The following is an 18,312-nucleotide window of genomic DNA, read 5'->3' on the forward strand; positions in this document are numbered from 1 at the left end:
GTGTATATGTAATCGTAGCAATCAATTTATGAAGGTGTGTGATAATGATGGATCTCACTGAAATTACCAGTCCATCTTTTATTAAAAAGCTCGACAAGGAACAGATGATGGAACTTGCCGAAGAAATCCGGAAGTTCCTTATTGAAAAATTATCTGTGACTGGGGGCCATATCGGTCCGAATCTTGGCGTAGTTGAATTAACGATTGCGCTTCATCGGCATTTTGATAGCCCAGATGATAAAATTATCTGGGATGTAGGTCACCAAGCTTATGTTCACAAAATTTTGACTGGGCGGGCATGTGATTTCGATTCACTTAGACAATTTAAAGGCTTATGTGGCTTTCCGAAAATGATTGAAAGTAGGCATGATGTCTGGGAAACAGGTCATAGTTCCACATCTCTTTCGGCTGCGATGGGCATGGCGATTGCACGTGATGTCAAAGAGGATTCAAATTATATAATTCCAGTTATTGGCGATGGTGCACTTACAGGCGGTATGGCGCTGGAAGCACTCAATCATATTGGTCACGAAAAAACAAACATGATTGTTATTCTAAATGACAATGAAATGTCTATTGCACCAAACGTGGGTGCTCTTCACACGGTGCTTGGAAAACTGAGATCTGCTGGCAAATACAATACTGCAAAGGACGAGCTCGAATATATTTTGAAAAAGATTCCAGCAGTCGGTGGTAAGCTTGCGGCTGCAGCAGAACGCGTCAAAGATAGTTTGAAATATTTACTCGTTTCAGGAATCTTTTTCGAAGAACTAGGTTTCACCTATCTTGGACCGGTTGACGGACACGATTTCAATGAATTGGAGCGTAATCTGCAATATGCAAAAAAGATGGACGGTCCTATCCTTCTTCATGTCGTGACGAAAAAAGGCAAAGGATATCGTCCAGCAGAAGATGACAAAATCGGTACATGGCATGGAACAGGACCTTATAAAATCGAGACTGGCGATTTTGTGAAGTCATCTTCTATTGCGCCTTCTTGGAGTGGTCTTGTCGCGGATACAGTACGAAAGATTGCACGTGAGGATCATCGCGTCATCGCCATAACCCCGGCAATGCCGGTTGGCTCGAAACTCGAATCGTTTGCGGAAGAATTCCCGGAACGCTTTTTCGATGTAGGCATAGCCGAACAGCATGCAACAACAATGGCTGCTGGACTTGCAACACAAGGCATGAAACCGTTTTTAGCAATCTATTCGACATTCCTACAGCGTGCTTATGATCAAATGCTTCACGATGTTGCAAGGCAAAATCTAAACGTTTTCATCGGCATCGACCGCGCAGGTCTCGTTGGTGCGGACGGTGAAACCCATCAAGGTGTTTTTGATATCGCCTTCCTGCGTCATATGCCAAACCTTGTCATCATGATGCCGAAAGACGAAAATGAAGGACAACATATGGTGAAGACCGCCTTCGATTACGATGAGGGACCAATAGCAATGCGTTATCCGAGAGGGAACGGTCAGGGTGTGGTAATGGATGAAACATTACAGCCGATTCCAATCGGTTCGTGGGAAGTGCTTCGTGAAGGGACCGATGGGGCGATTCTGACATTTGGAACGACAATCCCGATGGCGCTTGAAGCAGCTAAACTATTGTTTTCTCAAGGAATACATGTCAAAGTCATTAATGCGAGGTTTATCAAGCCTTTGGATACGGCCATGCTAAATGAGCTATTTTCTACAGGTATGCCAATTCTGACAGTTGAAGAGGCGGTCTTAGCCGGTGGTTTCGGTAGTGCTGTCATCGAGTATGCACATGACATATGCGGAAAAGTTCCTCCGATTCGTAGGATGGGAATACCTGACCAGTTCATTGAACATGGAAATGTTGATGAATTACTTGCTGAAATTGGCATGACGACACAACATCTTGTTGAGCAAATGACGGGTTTTATTAATGAGCAGACTGCCGAGAGGGGAAAAGTATGACGAATAAAGTTCCCAAAGAGCGGGTAGACGTCCTTCTGGTTGAACGTGGCCTTATTGAAACGAGGGAACAGGCAAAACGTTCCATCATGGCCGGTATCGTCTATTCAGCAGAGTCTAGACTCGATAAGCCAGGTGAAAAAATCCCATCTGATGCACCACTCACAGTTAAGGGTCCGACACTGAAATATGTGAGTCGCGGTGGGTTGAAACTTGAAAAAGCACTCGGATTATTTGACGTTGATGTCAAGGATAAAATCATTCTTGACATTGGGTCATCAACAGGCGGTTTCACAGATTGCGCGCTACAGAACGGGGCATCGCATTGCTATGCCCTTGACGTCGGTTATAATCAATTGGCGTGGAAAATCCGTCAAGATCCGCGAGTAACCGTAATGGAAAGAACGAATTTCCGACATGCGACATCTGAACTTTTTATAAAAGGTGTTCCGCAGTTTGCTACGATTGATGTATCTTTTATCTCACTAACACTTATCCTGCCTGCGTTGAAGCACATCATCGTTGAGGGTGGAAACGTCATTGCGCTAGTTAAGCCTCAATTCGAGGCTGGAAAAGGTAAAGTGGGCAAAAAAGGTGTTGTTAAAGAAAAGTCCATTCATCTGGATGTTCTGAAAAAAATAGCAGACGCATCAGCACGAGAAGGGTTTAGTCTTCAGGGCATCTCCTATTCGCCAGTGACTGGCGGGGAAGGAAATATTGAATTTCTCTTTCATTTGATTTCTGAAGCAGATCCGAAATCACTTTTCGATGCCAATGCATTTGACAAACTTGTCGAGGATGCCTACCAGGAATTGTTATAGCGAGCATTTAACTTCATTTGGCAGAAATTCCCCACTTCAATGAGCTGCGGGATGAATGTAAAATAAGCATTTTAAATCAGTGGGGGTTCAAATCCCTGCTGAATAAAGTTAAGCCTCCGGCGGATGCCACAGATTTTGAAAGGAGTCAATTGGGCAAGCCCAATTCAAAATCTGGGCTCAAATACGCCGAGGCGTATTTGATTTTCACGTTTTTCTTGTTGTGAGAAAAATTCGATGGTACAGTAAAAATAAGACAGTAATTTCTAGGGATTGGAGTGATTGAAATGAATAAAGGACATAGACATGTACGTATCCGGGATATCATTTCGAATTTTGAAATTGAAACACAGGACCAACTCGTTGATAATCTGAAAGAAGCGGGTTTCACAATTACACAAGCAACAGTTTCCCGTGATATAAAAGAAATGCATCTCATTAAAGCTCCACTACCAGATGGTCGCTACAAATACAGTCTTCCGCCTGTACATAAGTATAATACACAACAAAAATTGAACAGGATGTTGACAGATGCATTTGTGAGCATCGATGGCGCAGGGTATTTTCTGATTTTGAAAACGCTTCCAGGTAATGCTCAAGCGGTCGGATCCCTTCTTGATCATCTCGGATGGGATGATATCCTTGGTACCATTTGCGGTGATGATACCTGCCTGATTATTTGTAGAGATGAATCATTATCGGCCGTTGTGAAAGAAAGATTACTTGCCATGCTTTGAAAGGGGCGATAGCTATTGTTAAGTGAAATCTCCATTAAAAACTTTGCAATCATTGAAAAACTTGAAGTTACTTTTGATGACGGTTTAACTGTATTGACAGGGGAGACTGGCGCAGGGAAATCGATTATTATCGACGCTGTACAGCTGCTTGCAGGAGGAAGGGGCTCGCCGGAATTCATCCGACATGGAGCAAAAAAAGCCGAATTAGAAGGACTTTTCAGATTAGAAGATGAAAGGCACCCTATCACTTCAAAATTGAACGATCTCGGCATTGAAGTGGAGGATGGAGTCGTCATTTTGAGGCGCGATTTAAATTCGAACGGTAAAACAGTTTGTCGCATCAATGAAAAACTTGTAACTATTGCCATCTTAAGGGAAATAGGTTCTCAATTAATTGACATTCATGGTCAACATGAAAATCAAGAATTAATGCATGAGAAAAGACATATTCACCTACTAGATACTTTTGTCGGGGAAGAACTAGGAAGTGCATATGAAAATTATTGCGAGCTCTATGACCGCTATCGTAAATTGAAACGTAAACTTGAGACTGCTGATGAAAACGAACAGCAAGTAGCCCAACGTATTGACTTATATTCCTTCCAACTAAAAGAAATTGATGCAGCTGCCCTTGTCATTGGAGAAGAGGATAAGCTACAAGATGAAAAGCAAAAGCTTCAAAATTTCAATCGACTATATGAGCGGTTGAACACTGCATATGAATCGATTAGCGGGGATGGACACGCACTTGATTGGGTTGGTTCAGCTATGAGTGATATCGAAGATGCAGCATCTGTTGATAAAAATTTAAAACCACATGCAGAAACGATTGTTACTAGCTTCTATTCTTTGCAAGATACTGCTCATGAACTTAAAAGCCTACTCGATGAGTTGGAATTCGACCCCGTGAGACTCGAAGTAGTTGAAGAAAGATTGGCTTTACATATCTCTCTAAAAAGGAAGTACGGTAAAACAATTGAGGATATTCTCTTATATCGCGAAAAGATAGCAGACGATCTTGAAAGTCTGTTAAGTAGAGATGAACGACTATCTTCCGAACAAGAAAAACTAAATCATCTATTGCAAGACTTGAAAATCGAAGCGGAAGAATTATCAATTATACGACAACAGGCGGCCATCCAATTGGAAAATGCAATTATGGAACAATTGCAACAGCTCCATATGGAAAAAGCTTCATTTAAAGTAGCAATTACTCGGAAACTAGCAGGCTCTTTCGATTCGAAGGGTTTTGATGATGTTGTGTTCCTCATTTCGACGAATGTCGGTGAGCCATTGAAGCCACTCATTAAAGTTGCCTCAGGTGGAGAACTTTCCCGTATTATGCTTGCCTTGAAGACAATCTTCTCCAAACATCAAGGGATCACCTCGCTTATCTTCGATGAAGTCGATACAGGCGTGAGTGGAAGGGTAGCACAAGCAATAGCGGAAAAAATTTCTTTGATTGCAACGCATTCTCAGGTATTATGTATTTCACATTTACCGCAGGTAGCGGCAATGGCTGATCATCATTACCTTATAGCCAAAGAGGTGCAAGGTGACAGGACGAGAACGGTAATTCACGATGTCATTGATTCTGACAGGGTAGAGGAACTGTCTAGGATGCTGTCAGGTGCTGAAATCACACCACTCACATTGAAACACGCGGATGAGCTGTTGACTTTGGCTGCCGAACGAAAAAAGGCGTTTAGATGAGACGGAACGTCAATTAAGCTTTGTGAACATTTTTTTAATTGACAGAACTTCAGCACTTAGACGGTGGCAAGCATCTAAATTAGGAAACGTTCCACGATTGCTTGATTTACCCTTTCATAACATTTCCCTGAACGGACATACCATTAGTATCTTATTTAGGGAGGTGAAATATGGGATGGAGTAGGCAGCTCAAGTTGACCATTTCGTTTTCTGTGCTCTTGCTTTTTATGCCTTTCGCTACGGGTACAGCATCTGCGAATGATAATTTACTTATCCCGATGGGGCACTCAATCGGCATTAAAATGGACCTATCGGGTATCTTCGTAACAAATGATGTTATGATTAGTAAAAATCATTGGTTGATGGCAGGTGATTTGATTGAACAAGTAGACAATACTTCGATTGGCGCAATAAGTGATTTTATGGAAGTATTGTCTGTAAAGGAAGACAAAAAAGACCGTGCGCTACTTGTTATTCGAAATGGAGAAAAAAGCCAGGTTCAGGTAGATGGTGAAGCAATGAAACGTCTCATTCCATTCCTGAAGGATCGGACGGAAGGAACAGGAACCTTGACGTATGTTGATCCGGAAAAAGGGACCTATGGCGCACTTGGCCATCAAATCATCGACAGTGCTTTAAAAACACCACCTTCTTTTAAATCAGGTGCGATTTATCTTTCAGAAATCAATCAGATTAAAAAAAGTGTTCCCGGTGTTCCTGGCTACAAAATTTCGACGATTGTGGACGATAATGATTTTCTTGGAACTATCCGTTCAAACGACGTGTATGGCATTTTTGGCTCCTGGAACACCACTCATAAAGAAGTGTTGGTCAAACCGTTGGAGATTATGCAACCATCAGAAGTTAAAGAAGGCGAAGCTGAAATTTTTACGACGGTAAAAGGGACAGAGGTTGAATCATTTTCCATTCGAATTACATCGATTGAGCAGGACCAGTTTCAATTTATCCTGACCGATCCTAAATTACTTGAGATGACTGGTGGGATTTTACAAGGAATGAGTGGAAGTCCTGTTATCCAAGATGGAAAATTTGCAGGTGCGGTCACGCATATGTTTGTCGATAATCCCCAAAAAGGTGCAGCTCTTTTTTTGGAAACCATGCGAACCGGTGAAAAATGAAATAAAAGGGCTAACCCAAAGTTGGGTTGGCCCTTTTCCAGCGAGATGGTAAACTAATGAAAGGGGATTCGACAAGCAAATAGAAAATAATGGATTTCGTCGAATCATAGGGAAATCGTACGTCATAAGATTCATTTTTATTTGAAAAAGAGGGTTATTATATGTTTTATCGAAAACTCTCTTTGGACAGATTGGAGATGGGCGTCTAATTTTTGGTGGTTCAAGAAAAAAGATATATTAATATACTGGAGGGAAATGGGAATGGGAAAACTGAAAATAGCGATTGCTGACGATAACAAGGATCTCGTGAAAACAATGGTAACATATTTTGAAAGGCATCCTGAAATTGAAATCATATGGACTGCACATAACGGCAGAATATGCTTGTCGATGCTGGAAGAAAAAAAGCCAGATGTCTTGCTTCTTGACATCATAATGCCTCATCTTGACGGAATTGCTGTACTTGAAACGTTAAATGGACAAGCTCTAACTGCCGACCTGCATATTATTATGTTAACCGCATTCGGACAGGAAGATGTGATGGCGCAAGCTGCTAGCCTAGGTGCTTCTTATTTCATGCTTAAACCGTTTGAATTTGAGCGGCTGGCAAACCAGATTTTTCAAGTGGCCGGGACAAAAAAAACGACTACACCCACTTCCCAATCACCTGTAGGATACGCGCCAGGGACAGTGAGTCAAAAAGTACTCGATACAACCATCACCGCAATTATCAAAGAAATTGGAGTACCCGCCCATATCAAAGGGTATGCTTTTCTTCGGGAGGCAATACAAATGGTCTATACAGATGTTGATTTACTTGGATCTGTTACAAAAATACTTTATCCGGATATCGCAAAAAAGTACAACACAACGCCATCACGGGTGGAACGTGCAATTCGTCATGCAATCGAAGTCGCATGGAATCGAGGCAATTACGATGTCATATCAAAAATGTTCGGTTACACAGTTCATCACTTAAAGAGCAAACCTACGAATAGTGAGTTCATCGCAATGATTGCCGATAAAATTAGGCTTGAACATATGGCAAGCTAAGCTATTCATGCCTAAGTGCCGGGGCCTACGCTACGAAATTTAAATTCGTAATGTAGGCATTTTTCTTGCAAAAAAAAATAGTTCCACCAAAGAGTCCGAAATATTATATAATAGTAGCAATAGGAAAGGGTGAAGATTATTTGTTGATGCAAAATGATTATTTTGATCTTTTAGTCCAAGGAGAAGAAGTACTTTTACGAACGAAAAAAGTTGGTTTTCCACTTAAGTCGTTCGATCTGGTTACAAGGGACCATCCACGTATAAAAATCAACTCATTTCCAACGTTAAGGATAGCGCTTACAGAAATAGATAGTGAGCATGTTATCGGTAGTTGGCTTCCACTTATTGAAGTGACTGTCTCAGCTGACAAGATGAATGCTTATCTGATTATGAATGCATCCCAAAAAGAACTCGATGACAACAAACAGGAGCTTCTCCTTCAGGCCGAAAAAGTGCTTGATGAAAAAGGAGTCATCTATGGAAGGACGTATTTGGAAGGTGAAATATTCACGCTAGGTGAACCAATGATCGCCGCGACTGGAACACCATCCCAAGAAGGTTCCGCCGCAATCATTACATACATCGACCTTCCCGAAAAGAAGCCGGTCATCCGTGAAGATGGATCTGCCGATTACTATGAAATGAATTTTGTCACTCCAGTTAAGGTTGGGGAGTGGCTGGGTGAGAAAATCCCTGCACAATATGGGATTGAGGGATCTGATGTATTTGGAAATAGCCTACCTGCTTTAAAAGGATTAGATGCAAAGTTGGTTTATGATCGAAAAACGGTGAAAGAGGAAGTGGGAGAGGACAAGATTGTACTTCGTGCCATATATGACGGTGCTTTGGAATTCACAATTGGTGTTGTCGGTGTCGGAAAACAATTGAACGTGATTGGAGATGTCGGCCCAGAAACTGGTTCGATAACGTTTGACGGTTCTGTGTCGATTTCAGGAACCGTTCTGGCCGGCTTCTCGGTTGTTGCGACAGGGGACATATCCGTTGAAGGAAAGGAGGGTGTCACGAATGCGAAGCTAATTCAGTCTTCCGCAGGTGATGTCTATATAAAAGGCGGTTTCTTTGGTGGTGGATCGTCAATTATTAAAGCTAAAGGGACTATTTTCATTAAGCATGCAAATAATTGTAAAATGTATGGCAAAGAAGTTCATGTTGGTCTTTATTTACTTGGAACCGATGTCATTTCGGAATGTGTGTTTGTAAATAAAAATAGAGGTAAAATCATCGGTGGTCAAATTGAAGCACTTTTCACCATCGAAACTGCATTTGCTGGTAATAGTCATGAGCGGACAACGATTCTTCAAGCGACTGGAATCAAAATGGATTCACTCAATACTAAAATACAAGATATGGCGAAAGATTTACAGGGACACCAAGGTATCCTTGGGAAGCTGGAGAAACAAGCCTTGGGATTCGAGAAGACAGCAGCAAATTTAACAGGACACCAGGCCCGTGTATATGAACAGTTGGTGAAGGAGATTAAGTTGAATAAGGAAACGATTTCAGAACTAAATGCAAAGATTCAACACGATTTAAGAACAAAGAAAAAAGCGGTTCAAGCTCAAATAAATGTGACAAAGGAAGCATATCCAGGAACGATTATCCAGATTGGGTCCAAAACCTCAACATTGCATAATTCTGCGAAAGGTATCTTTAAAATCGTCGATGGCGTATTGAATGTCTAGGCCCATGATTTTTGCGCACCGGGGTGCCTCGGGTATTCGATTTGAAAACACAATGGCGGCATTCAGGAAAGCATATGAACAAAAGGCGGACGGAATCGAACTAGATATCCAACTAACAGAAGATGGCGTCCCGATGGTTATTCATGATCCCGATCTTTATAGGTTGACGGGTATACGGAGATCTATTACGACGATGACGAGTGCTGAATTGGCGGAACTTCGAGTAGGCAGGAAATATTCACGGTTGTTTTTCGGCCATCGTATTCCGACACTAATTGAGGTTGTGTCGTTTTGCCTAACGCATGACTTAGGACTTAACGTAGAATTGAAAGAGACCGTCTCAGAACGACCCGAATCCATCATGCAGATCGTTTCTCTTGCATCTACAATCAAGGATGTTCATATCTCCTCTTTTGATTATCACTTGCTTGAAAAAGTAAAGGAGGCTGATTCTGGTATGGAAACGGCATACCTACTTCGCAAGAAAAGCATAGATTGGAATCGACTAGAACGGTATTCTTGTGCGGATGGATTCCATCTTCACAAACGATTGTTGAAAGAGCCTTATCTGAGTAAACTGATTCAAACCAGGAAAAAGATACGGGTATACGGGATGACCGGAAAAGAACCAGTTACCGCCAATCCGCCGGCCTTCATTAACGGGTGGATTACTGATTACCCTAATCATTTTCATACAAAAAAGGATCAAGGCATCTAAATGCTTTGATCCTCTTTGTATTACTTGAATCGTTCCTGTACTTTTCCTTTTCTTCGATCCCGCCGTAATAGAAATCCCGCAAAGAAACCGAGTCCAACAGCAAATAAAATGAAACCGACAAGGAATTGAATCCAGACATAAGGAAATGGATTAAATAAAATCCCGAATAACGAATCCCGCATCAGTTTAATGCCACCGGCTGCAAAGAGTCCAGGGATGAGAAGGACGATGAATGCCGCAAGTCGTACCATGACTAACAACTCCTAACTAAATATTATTTTACCGATAGAACTTTTATTGTCAAGAAGAGTGCAATCGTGTATGATAGTGTTGTTATTGCAAAAGATTGCATGGTTCGGGAGAGGGGAGTGAATATCCTTGCAAAATGTTCTTATTGTCGGGGCGGGAGCAGGCGGATCGATAATACTGGACCTTCTCCAAAACCTAGAATTCATGAATGTGAAGGCAATCATAGATACGAACGAACATGCGCCAGGTATTAAACGTGCAAAACAACTAGGCATTGCATACGGAGCAGATTGGAACAGTTACTTAACTGACAATCTACATATCATTTTTGATGTGTCTGGGAATAAAACGGTATTCGCTGAACTATTGAAAGCCAGACCCGCTCAAACCGTTCTTATACCCGGCTCCGTGGCGAATCTTCTTGTTAGTCTTCTCAAGGAAAACGGTACATATATTACGCGAATCCATGCAGAGATGCATAAGCAACGGATGATTTTCGATTCGATTGAAGAAGGTATGATCGGGATTAACGCGGAAGGGAATGTCGACTTTTTTAATAAGAGTGCCGCTAAGATGACTGGTGTCTCGATTGAAGAAGCAATTGGTAGACCGGTTACAGCTGTCATCCCGACCACAGAGCTTCCGAATGTATTTAAATCGGGTAAAGTAGAATTGAACCGAGAGCTAGTTCTCGGCAACGGATTAAAAATCGTTACATCTCGTTTTCCCCTCTTTGATTCTGACGGAAGAAAAGTTGGCGCTTTCGCGGTGTTCAAAGATATTACGGGAGTCGTTGCGCTCGCTGAAGAAATCACAGATTTAAACAATGTGAAGACCATGCTCGAAGCAATCATTCATTCGAGTGATGATGCAATTTCTGTTGTCGACGACAAAGGGTACGGAATTCTCGTTAATCCAGCGTATACACGGATTACAGGTCTTTCTAAAGACGAAGTGATTGGGAAGCCTGCAAATGCGGATATTAATGAAGGTGAAAGTATTCATATGAAAGTGCTTCAGTCGAAAAAGCCGGTTCGGGGTGTAAATATGCGCATCGGTGAAAATAATCGCGAAGTCATCGTCAACGTTGCACCCATTATTGTTGATCAGCAAATGAGGGGTAGTGTCGGCGTCATTCACGATATAACTGAAATGCGGAGTTTGATGAAAGAACTCGACCAAGCCCGCACGATTATCCGAGAACTTGAATCGACATACACATTTGATGACATTTTCGGCGGTTCTCCTGATATGGAAATTTCAATAGAGCAGGCAAAGCTTGCGGCCAAATCAGCTGTTCCGGTTCTACTTCGTGGGGAAATCGGAACGGGTAAAGAACTTTTTGCACATGCCATTCATAGTAGCAGTGAAAGACGGTTTAATAAGTTTATCCGGGTGAATTGTGCTACGATGCAGTCCGATGCATTGGAATCCGAGCTGTTCGGACTTGAGCCGGATGTTTCGCAAAACAATTATGCAGAAGTGGTTCAAGGCCTGTTCGAACAATCGGAGCAAGGCACATTATTTCTAGACGAAGTTGCTGAACTACCCTATGCAGTTCAAAAGAGATTACTCACATATTTACAGAACGGAATGATCTGCAGGAATGGTGGAAAACAATCTATCAAATTGTCCGTCCGTATTATTGCAGCTACTTCAAAGAATTTGGAAAAGGCAATGCATAATGGAACTTTCAATGAAGAGCTTTATTATGTCCTGAGCCGGATTACGATTCATATTGCACCGCTCCGTTCACGAAAAAAAGACATTCCTTTGATTGTTGGACATCTTCTAGTGAAGTTAAATCAGGAATTCGGCATGACGATTGAGAAAATCACGGTACAGGCCCAGGAAAGGCTGAAGCAATATGATTGGCCGGGGAATGTGCGGGAACTCGAAAATGTTCTTAGTCGTGCAATGATTTATATGGAATCCGGAGAAGTTGTGATCGGATTGGAAGATGTGGTTAAATCCCTTTCATCTAGGGAAAACAAAATCGACAAACAGCTACTTCCAGAAAAAAGCACGCTGACATCCATTATGGATGATTACGAAAAAACGATTCTTGAAACGGCCCTCGCTGAAAACGATGGCAACAAATCACTGACAGCAAGCCGACTTGGCATTTCGCTTCGTTCCCTTTATTATAAACTTGAGAAATTCAACCTTGTTTAACTTCATTCAGCAAAGATAGTTGGAATGAGTAGGGTTGTATTTTATAGCGTTTGTGAAAGCGGTTTCAAGTTAGTGGATACTGAAAATAGAACACAACCTCAGGAGGAATACACAAATGGAATTATTTAAATATATGGAAGCACATGATTATGAGCAGCTTGTTATTTGTCAAGACAAAGCATCAGGATTAAAAGCGATTATTGCAATCCATGACACAACGCTTGGACCGGCACTTGGGGGAACACGTATGTGGACGTATGCGAGTGAAGAAGAAGCAATCGAAGACGCTCTTCGTCTGGCACGTGGTATGACTTACAAAAATGCAGCAGCTGGCTTAAATCTTGGCGGTGGTAAAACGGTCATTATCGGTGATCCACGGAAAGACAAAAACGATGAAATGTTCCGCGCTTTTGGTCGCTTTATCGAAGGATTGAACGGTCGTTACATCACAGCTGAAGATGTTGGGACAACAGAAGCGGATATGGACTTGATTCACCTTGAAACAGATTACGTTACAGGCGTATCAGCAGAATTTGGTTCGTCAGGTAACCCATCTCCTGTTACTGCTTTTGGTGTCTATAAAGGCATGAAAGCGGCTGCGAAAGAAGCGTTTGGTGACGATTCGCTTACGGGTAAAACGATTGCGGTACAAGGTGTCGGTAATGTTGCGTACACACTATGTGAGTATCTACATGAAGAAGGCGCAAAACTGATTGTGACAGATATCAATGAAGAAGCCGTACAGCGTGCAGTCGATGCATTCGGCGCAACAGCAGTCGGTATTAATGACATCTACTCTCAGGAAGCGGATATTTTCGCGCCATGTGCACTCGGTGCAGTCATCAATGACGAGACGATTCCACAGTTGAAAGTAAAAGTCATTGCAGGTTCGGCAAACAATCAATTGAAAGATCCAATTCACGGTGATAAAATTCACGCAATGGGCATCGCTTATGCACCGGATTATGTCATTAACTCGGGCGGCGTTATCAATGTGGCTGATGAACTCGATGGTTATAACCGTGAACGTGCGTTAAAACGCGTTGCAGGTATCTACGAGACAATCGAAAAGATTTTCGCAATCTCAAAAAGAGATCAGATTCCAACGTATGTTGCAGCCGATCGCTTAGCTGAAGAGCGCATTGCGCGCGTGGCGAAATCACGTAACATGTTCTTGCAAAACGAAAAAAGTGTCCTTTCAAGACGCTAAGACGGACTAGTAGAAACGTCTATTAAGTTAATGTAGCGGAAGGAGGCCATTGATATGGCTCGAGAATATGATGTAGTTATTTTGGGGGGCGGAACAGGCGGCTATGTCGCTGCAATCCGCGCTGCCCAATTGGGACTTAAAACAGCGCTTGTCGAAAAAGGAAAACTCGGGGGTACCTGTTTACATAAAGGATGTATTCCAAGTAAAGCGCTATTGAAAAGTGCGGAAGTATTCGATACAGCGAAAAACCAAGCAGCGGACTTCGGTGTGGTCACGAAGGAAGTAACACTCGATTTCAGCCGCGTACAGGCACGCAAAGAAGGAATCGTTAAACAGCTTCACACTGGTGTTACCGCACTTATGAAAAAAGGAAAAATCGATGTTTTTGAGGGACTAGGAAGAATGTTGGGGCCTTCAATTTTTTCTCCAATGCCCGGGACGATTTCTGTTGAAATGAACAACGGCGACGAAAACGAAATGCTTATTTTGAAAAACTTAATCATTGCGACGGGTTCTAGGCCACGTACGTTACCAGGGTTAGCCATTGATGAAGAGCAAATCATGTCTTCTGATGGTGCATTGTCTATGGAAACGCTCCCAAAATCGATACTTATCGTTGGTGGCGGCGTTATCGGAATCGAATGGGCTTCTATGCTCAATGATTTTGGTGTAGAAGTGACTGTGCTTGAATATGCGGATCGCATTATTCCAACCGAAGACGAAGATATTTCAAAAGAAATGAAAAAACTGTTAACTAAAAAAGGAATCACCTTTGCAACAAGTGCAAAAGTTCTTCCAGAAACACTTGTCAAAACCGATGATTCTGTCGCAATCTCCGCTGAAATGAACGGTGAAACAATAGCGTTTACTGCCGAAAAAATGCTTGTATCTGTAGGTCGCCAAGCAAATGTCGAAGGAATTGGCATGGATAATACAGAAATTGAAATCGACAACGGTTACATCAAGGCAAGACCCACGTTTCAGACGAAAGAACATCATATCTATGCAATTGGTGACGTCATTGGTGGGCTTCAACTCGCACATGTTGCGTCCCATGAAGGAATTGCAGCTGTCGAACACATCATGGGCATGAAAAATGAGCCGATGGATTATACTAAAATTTCACGTTGTATTTACTCGAACCCAGAAGCCTCGAGTGTTGGCATTACTGAAAAGCAAGCGAAAGAGCAAGGATTTGACGTTAAAGTTGGAAAATTTCCGTTTATGGCAATCGGTAAGGCATTGGTCAACGGAAATTCAGATGGCTTTGTGAAAATCGTTGCGGATCAGAAGACGAATGACATTTTAGGAGTCCATATGATTGGCGCACATGTTACGGATTTGATTTCAGAAGCCGGGCTTGCAATGGTACTGGACGCAACGCCATGGGAAGTGGCAAGCACGATTCATCCACATCCATCCTTATCTGAGGTAATGGGCGAAGCGGCACTCGCAGTCGATGGTAACGCAATCCATATGTAAGAGGGGGATGTTTTAAATGGCAAAGAATCGTCATGAAGAACTCGGTTTAACGAATGAAGATGTATTGCATATTTTTGAAACGATGCTGATGGCTCGCCGAATTGACGAGCGTATGTGGCTATTGAACCGCGCTGGGAAGATTCCGTTCGTTATTTCATGTCAAGGGCAGGAAGCGGCACAAGTAGGAGCAGCTTACGCACTTGATAATGGTAAGGATTGGATTGCACCCTACTATCGTGATATGGGTGTTGTCCTGCATTTCGGCATGACTGCCAAGGATTTAATGCTTTCTGCTTTTGCGAAAGCGGAAGATCCAAACTCAGGTGGTCGACAAATGCCGGGTCATTTCGGGCAACGTAAAAATCGAATCATAACGGGTTCGTCACCTGTTACAACTCAACTTCCGCACGCAGTAGGTGTTGCACTTGCGGCGAAAATGAATAAAGAAGACTTCATAACATTTGTTACGCTTGGTGAGGGTTCATCCAACCAGGGAGATTTCCACGAAGGCATGAACTTCGCTGGCGTCCATAAACTGCCAACGGTTATTATGGTTGAAAATAATAAATATGCAATTTCTGTCCCGATTGAAAAGCAACTTGCTTGTGTAAATGTTTCTGACCGTGCAATCGGTTACGGGATGCCGGGGGTTACTGTGGATGGAACAGATCCACTTGAAGTCTATAAAGTTGTTAAGGAAGCTGCGGATCGTGCACGTCGTGGGGAAGGGCCAAGTCTTGTTGAGACAATTTGTTACCGCCTAACAGCACACTCATCGGATGATGATCAACGTCAATACCGTGATTCGGAAGAACTTGAAAAAGAAAAAAAATCAGATCCGATTCCGAAGTTTGCGATTTATTTAAAAGAAGTCGGTATACTAACTGAGGAAATCGAAAAAGAAATGGAAGAACGGATCATGAAGGAAGTAAATGAAGCGACTGACTATGCGGAAAACGCTGCTTACGCTGAACCTGAATCTGCACTACTCCACGTCTATGCTGAGAAAGGGGGGAACGAATAATGGCTGTAATGTCTTATATCGATGCAATCACACTTGCAATGAAAGAAGAGATGGAACGGGATGACCGTGTATTCGTTCTCGGGGAAGATGTTGGGCGTAAAGGCGGCGTTTTCAAGGCAACAACGGGGCTTTACGACCAGTTCGGAGAATACCGTTCATTAGATACACCACTTGCTGAATCTGCAATTGCAGGTGTCGCCATTGGTGCGGCTATGTACGGCATGCGTCCAATCGCTGAAATGCAATTTGCTGATTTCATCATGCCGGCAGTAAACCAAATCGTATCGGAAGCGGCAAAAATCCGTTACCGTTCAAATAATGATTATTCATGTCCAATCGTCATTCGTGCACCATTCGGCGGCGGCGTCCACGGCGCACTCTACCATTCACAATCTGTAGAATCAATGTTTGCGAGCACACCTGGATTAAAAATCGTCATTCCTTCAACACCATACGACGCAAAAGGACTTCTAAAAGCGGCTATCCGCGATGAAGATCCCGTGCTGTTTTTCGAACATAAACGAGCTTATCGACTTATCAAAGGTGAAGTACCGACAGATGATTACGTACTTCCAATCGGCAAAGCGGATGTCAAACGCGAAGGTAATGATATTACAATCATCACCTACGGATTATGTGTCCACTTTGCTTTGCAAGCAGCTGAACGTCTTGCAGAAGATGGGATTTCAGCACATATCCTAGATCTTCGTACGGTCTATCCGCTTGATAAAGAAGCCATCATTGAATCGGCTTCAAAAACAGGAAAGGTTCTTCTTGTCACAGAAGATAACAAAGAAGGAAGCATCATGAGTGAAGTTGCAGCAATAATCGCTGAGAACTGTCTCTTCGAACTTGATGCACCTGTTATGCGCCTCGCAGGACCTGATATTCCTGCAATGCCATACGCACCGACAATGGAGAAGTTCTTCATGGTCAATCCAGATAAAGTCGAAAAAGCGGCACGTGAACTAGCTGAATTTTAATTTGATTCGGAATGGGGGTTAGCCAATTGGCTATTGAAAATATCTTAATGCCACAACTTGGTGAAAGTGTTACTGAAGGTACTATCGAGAAATGGCTTGTTAAACCGGGTGATACGGTCGATAAATACGATCCGCTTGCAGAAGTGAATACCGACAAAGTAACAGCTGAAGTTCCCTCTTCGTTTGCAGGGATTATTAAGGAATTGATTGCTAAAGAGGGTGAAACGCTTGAAGTCGGAGCAATCATCTGTGTAATTGAGACGGCTGGCGGAAGTTCAGTCGCTATTGAGGTGGCACCTGCTATCGAAATGCCCGCGGCTAGTGCACAAAAACCTACGCCTTTGAAACGTGAAAAAGGGGCAGCGGCAGGGCGCTATTCTCCAGCAGTTCTTCGTTTATCACAAGATAATAATATCGATTTGTCACTTGTCGAAGGTTCTGGCAAAGAAGGGCGTATTACGCGTAAAGATTTACTGGCAATCATTGAGAGTGGAAACATTCCAACGGCGGCATCGGTGACGACATCAGCCGTTGCACAAGCTCCAGAACAGCCGCAAGTAGCAGCTGCCGCATCCTCTGCACCTAAAGCAGTAGAAACGACCAATGTACCTGTAGCTGTCGGTGATATCGAAATCCCTGTGACGGGGGTACGTCGTGCGATTGCCAACAATATGTTGCGTTCGAAACACGAAGCACCACACGCATGGATGATGATTGAAGTTGACGTAACGGGTCTTGTCCAATTTCGCGATGCTTTGAAAAATGATTTCAAAAAGAAGGAAGGCTTCAATCTGACATACTTCGCTTTCTTCGTGAAGGCAGTATCACAAGCATTGAAAGAATTCCCGATGATGAACTCGATGTGGGCTGGCGATAAAATTATCCAGAAAAAAGACATTAATATTTCCATCGCAGTCGCAACCGATGATTCCTTATATGTGCCAGTTATTACGAGTGCGGATGAGAAAACAATCAAAGGCCTGGGTCGTGAAATCAATGAGCTTGCTGGAAAAGTACGTTCAGGTAAGTTGAAATCGTCTGAAATGCAAGGCGGTACATTTACGGTGAACAATACCGGATCATTTGGCTCTGTACAGTCAATGGGCATCATCAATCACCCACAAGCAGCGATTTTACAAGTGGAATCAATTGTTAAACGGCCTATGATTATGGACGGTGGCATGATTGCAGCACGTGATATGGTGAACTTATGTCTATCACTCGATCATCGTGTGCTTGACGGCTTAGTTTGCGGCCAATTCCTTGCACGCGTCAAAGAAATTCTTGAAAATGTTTCAGCGGATAATACATCTGTTTATTAAGGAAAATGATACACCTCGGTCCGTTTTGTATGGGTCGAGG

Annotated in this window: 15 protein-coding genes; 14 read left to right on the forward strand and 1 reads right to left on the reverse strand. The window is 42.7% G+C overall.

Annotated features, from left to right (window positions below; translation table 11 throughout):
• Positions 1-47: 47 nt before the first annotated feature.
• The 8 genes from dxs (at position 48) to H4683_RS04335 (ending at position 9,827) form a co-directional block, all read left to right on the forward strand.
• On the forward strand, positions 48-1,949 hold the full coding sequence (gene dxs / locus H4683_RS04300; protein ID WP_192597720.1) for a 1-deoxy-D-xylulose-5-phosphate synthase: 1,902 nt from the start codon (positions 48-50) through the stop codon (positions 1,947-1,949).
• A complete protein-coding gene (locus H4683_RS04305; RefSeq protein ID WP_192597605.1) occupies positions 1,946-2,767 on the forward strand; it encodes a TlyA family RNA methyltransferase in 822 nt (273 codons plus the stop codon). Before dxs ends, H4683_RS04305 begins: the two co-directional genes overlap by 4 nt.
• Positions 2,768-3,051: 284 nt before the next feature.
• Positions 3,052-3,501: a transcriptional regulator AhrC/ArgR gene (gene ahrC / locus H4683_RS04310; RefSeq protein WP_192597606.1), complete on the forward strand. Its 450-nt coding sequence runs from the start codon at positions 3,052-3,054 to the stop codon at positions 3,499-3,501.
• A gap of 15 nt (positions 3,502-3,516) precedes the next feature.
• Entirely contained in the window at positions 3,517-5,214 is a 1,698-nt protein-coding gene (gene recN, locus H4683_RS04315) for a DNA repair protein RecN (protein WP_192597607.1), read from the forward strand.
• Between the two features lie 170 nt (positions 5,215-5,384).
• Entirely contained in the window at positions 5,385-6,353 is a 969-nt protein-coding gene (locus H4683_RS04320; protein ID WP_192597608.1) for a SpoIVB peptidase S55 domain-containing protein, read from the forward strand.
• 261 nt (positions 6,354-6,614) lie between these two features.
• Positions 6,615-7,406 carry a sporulation transcription factor Spo0A gene (spo0A, locus tag H4683_RS04325; RefSeq protein WP_192597609.1) on the forward strand — a complete coding sequence of 264 codons (792 nt, stop codon included), beginning with the start codon at positions 6,615-6,617 and terminating at the stop codon, positions 7,404-7,406.
• Positions 7,407-7,471: 65 nt separating this feature from the next.
• Positions 7,472-9,109, forward strand: a complete 1,638-nt coding sequence (locus H4683_RS04330; protein ID WP_192597610.1) for a DUF342 domain-containing protein — start codon at positions 7,472-7,474, stop codon at positions 9,107-9,109.
• Positions 9,102-9,827 (forward strand): glycerophosphodiester phosphodiesterase, encoded by a 726-nt coding sequence (locus H4683_RS04335; RefSeq protein ID WP_192597611.1) that lies wholly within the window; start codon positions 9,102-9,104, stop codon positions 9,825-9,827. The genes H4683_RS04330 and H4683_RS04335 overlap by 8 nt, the downstream gene beginning before the upstream one ends.
• Positions 9,828-9,847: 20 nt before the next feature.
• Here H4683_RS04335 and H4683_RS04340 read toward each other — a convergent pair whose 3' ends face one another.
• Positions 9,848-10,078, reverse strand: a complete 231-nt coding sequence (locus tag H4683_RS04340; RefSeq protein WP_192597612.1) for a DUF2627 domain-containing protein — start codon at positions 10,076-10,078, stop codon at positions 9,848-9,850.
• A gap of 127 nt (positions 10,079-10,205) precedes the next feature.
• On the opposite strand from H4683_RS04340, the gene H4683_RS04345 reads away from it, so the two are divergent.
• The 6 genes from H4683_RS04345 (at position 10,206) to H4683_RS04370 (ending at position 18,272) form a co-directional block, all read left to right on the forward strand.
• Positions 10,206-12,251 carry a sigma 54-interacting transcriptional regulator gene (locus H4683_RS04345; protein WP_192597613.1) on the forward strand — a complete coding sequence of 682 codons (2,046 nt, stop codon included), beginning with the start codon at positions 10,206-10,208 and terminating at the stop codon, positions 12,249-12,251.
• 115 nt (positions 12,252-12,366) lie between these two features.
• Complete coding sequence (locus H4683_RS04350; protein ID WP_192597614.1) at positions 12,367-13,461, forward strand: Leu/Phe/Val dehydrogenase; 1,095 nt, start codon at positions 12,367-12,369, stop codon at positions 13,459-13,461.
• Positions 13,462-13,515: 54 nt separating this feature from the next.
• Positions 13,516-14,943, forward strand: a complete 1,428-nt coding sequence (gene lpdA / locus H4683_RS04355) for a dihydrolipoyl dehydrogenase (RefSeq protein WP_192597615.1) — start codon at positions 13,516-13,518, stop codon at positions 14,941-14,943.
• Between the two features lie 16 nt (positions 14,944-14,959).
• On the forward strand, positions 14,960-15,967 hold the full coding sequence (locus H4683_RS04360; RefSeq protein ID WP_192597616.1) for a thiamine pyrophosphate-dependent dehydrogenase E1 component subunit alpha: 1,008 nt from the start codon (positions 14,960-14,962) through the stop codon (positions 15,965-15,967).
• Positions 15,967-16,950, forward strand: coding sequence for an alpha-ketoacid dehydrogenase subunit beta (locus H4683_RS04365; protein WP_192597617.1), 984 nt, complete (start codon positions 15,967-15,969; stop codon positions 16,948-16,950). The genes H4683_RS04360 and H4683_RS04365 overlap by 1 nt, the downstream gene beginning before the upstream one ends.
• 26 nt (positions 16,951-16,976) lie before the next feature.
• Positions 16,977-18,272 (forward strand): dihydrolipoamide acetyltransferase family protein, encoded by a 1,296-nt coding sequence (locus tag H4683_RS04370; protein ID WP_192597618.1) that lies wholly within the window; start codon positions 16,977-16,979, stop codon positions 18,270-18,272.
• Positions 18,273-18,312 lie beyond the last annotated feature (40 nt).

Origin of the sequence: Sporosarcina limicola (assembly GCF_014873855.1) — a bacterium.
Classification (GTDB): Bacteria; Bacillota; Bacilli; order Bacillales_A; family Planococcaceae; genus Sporosarcina; species Sporosarcina limicola.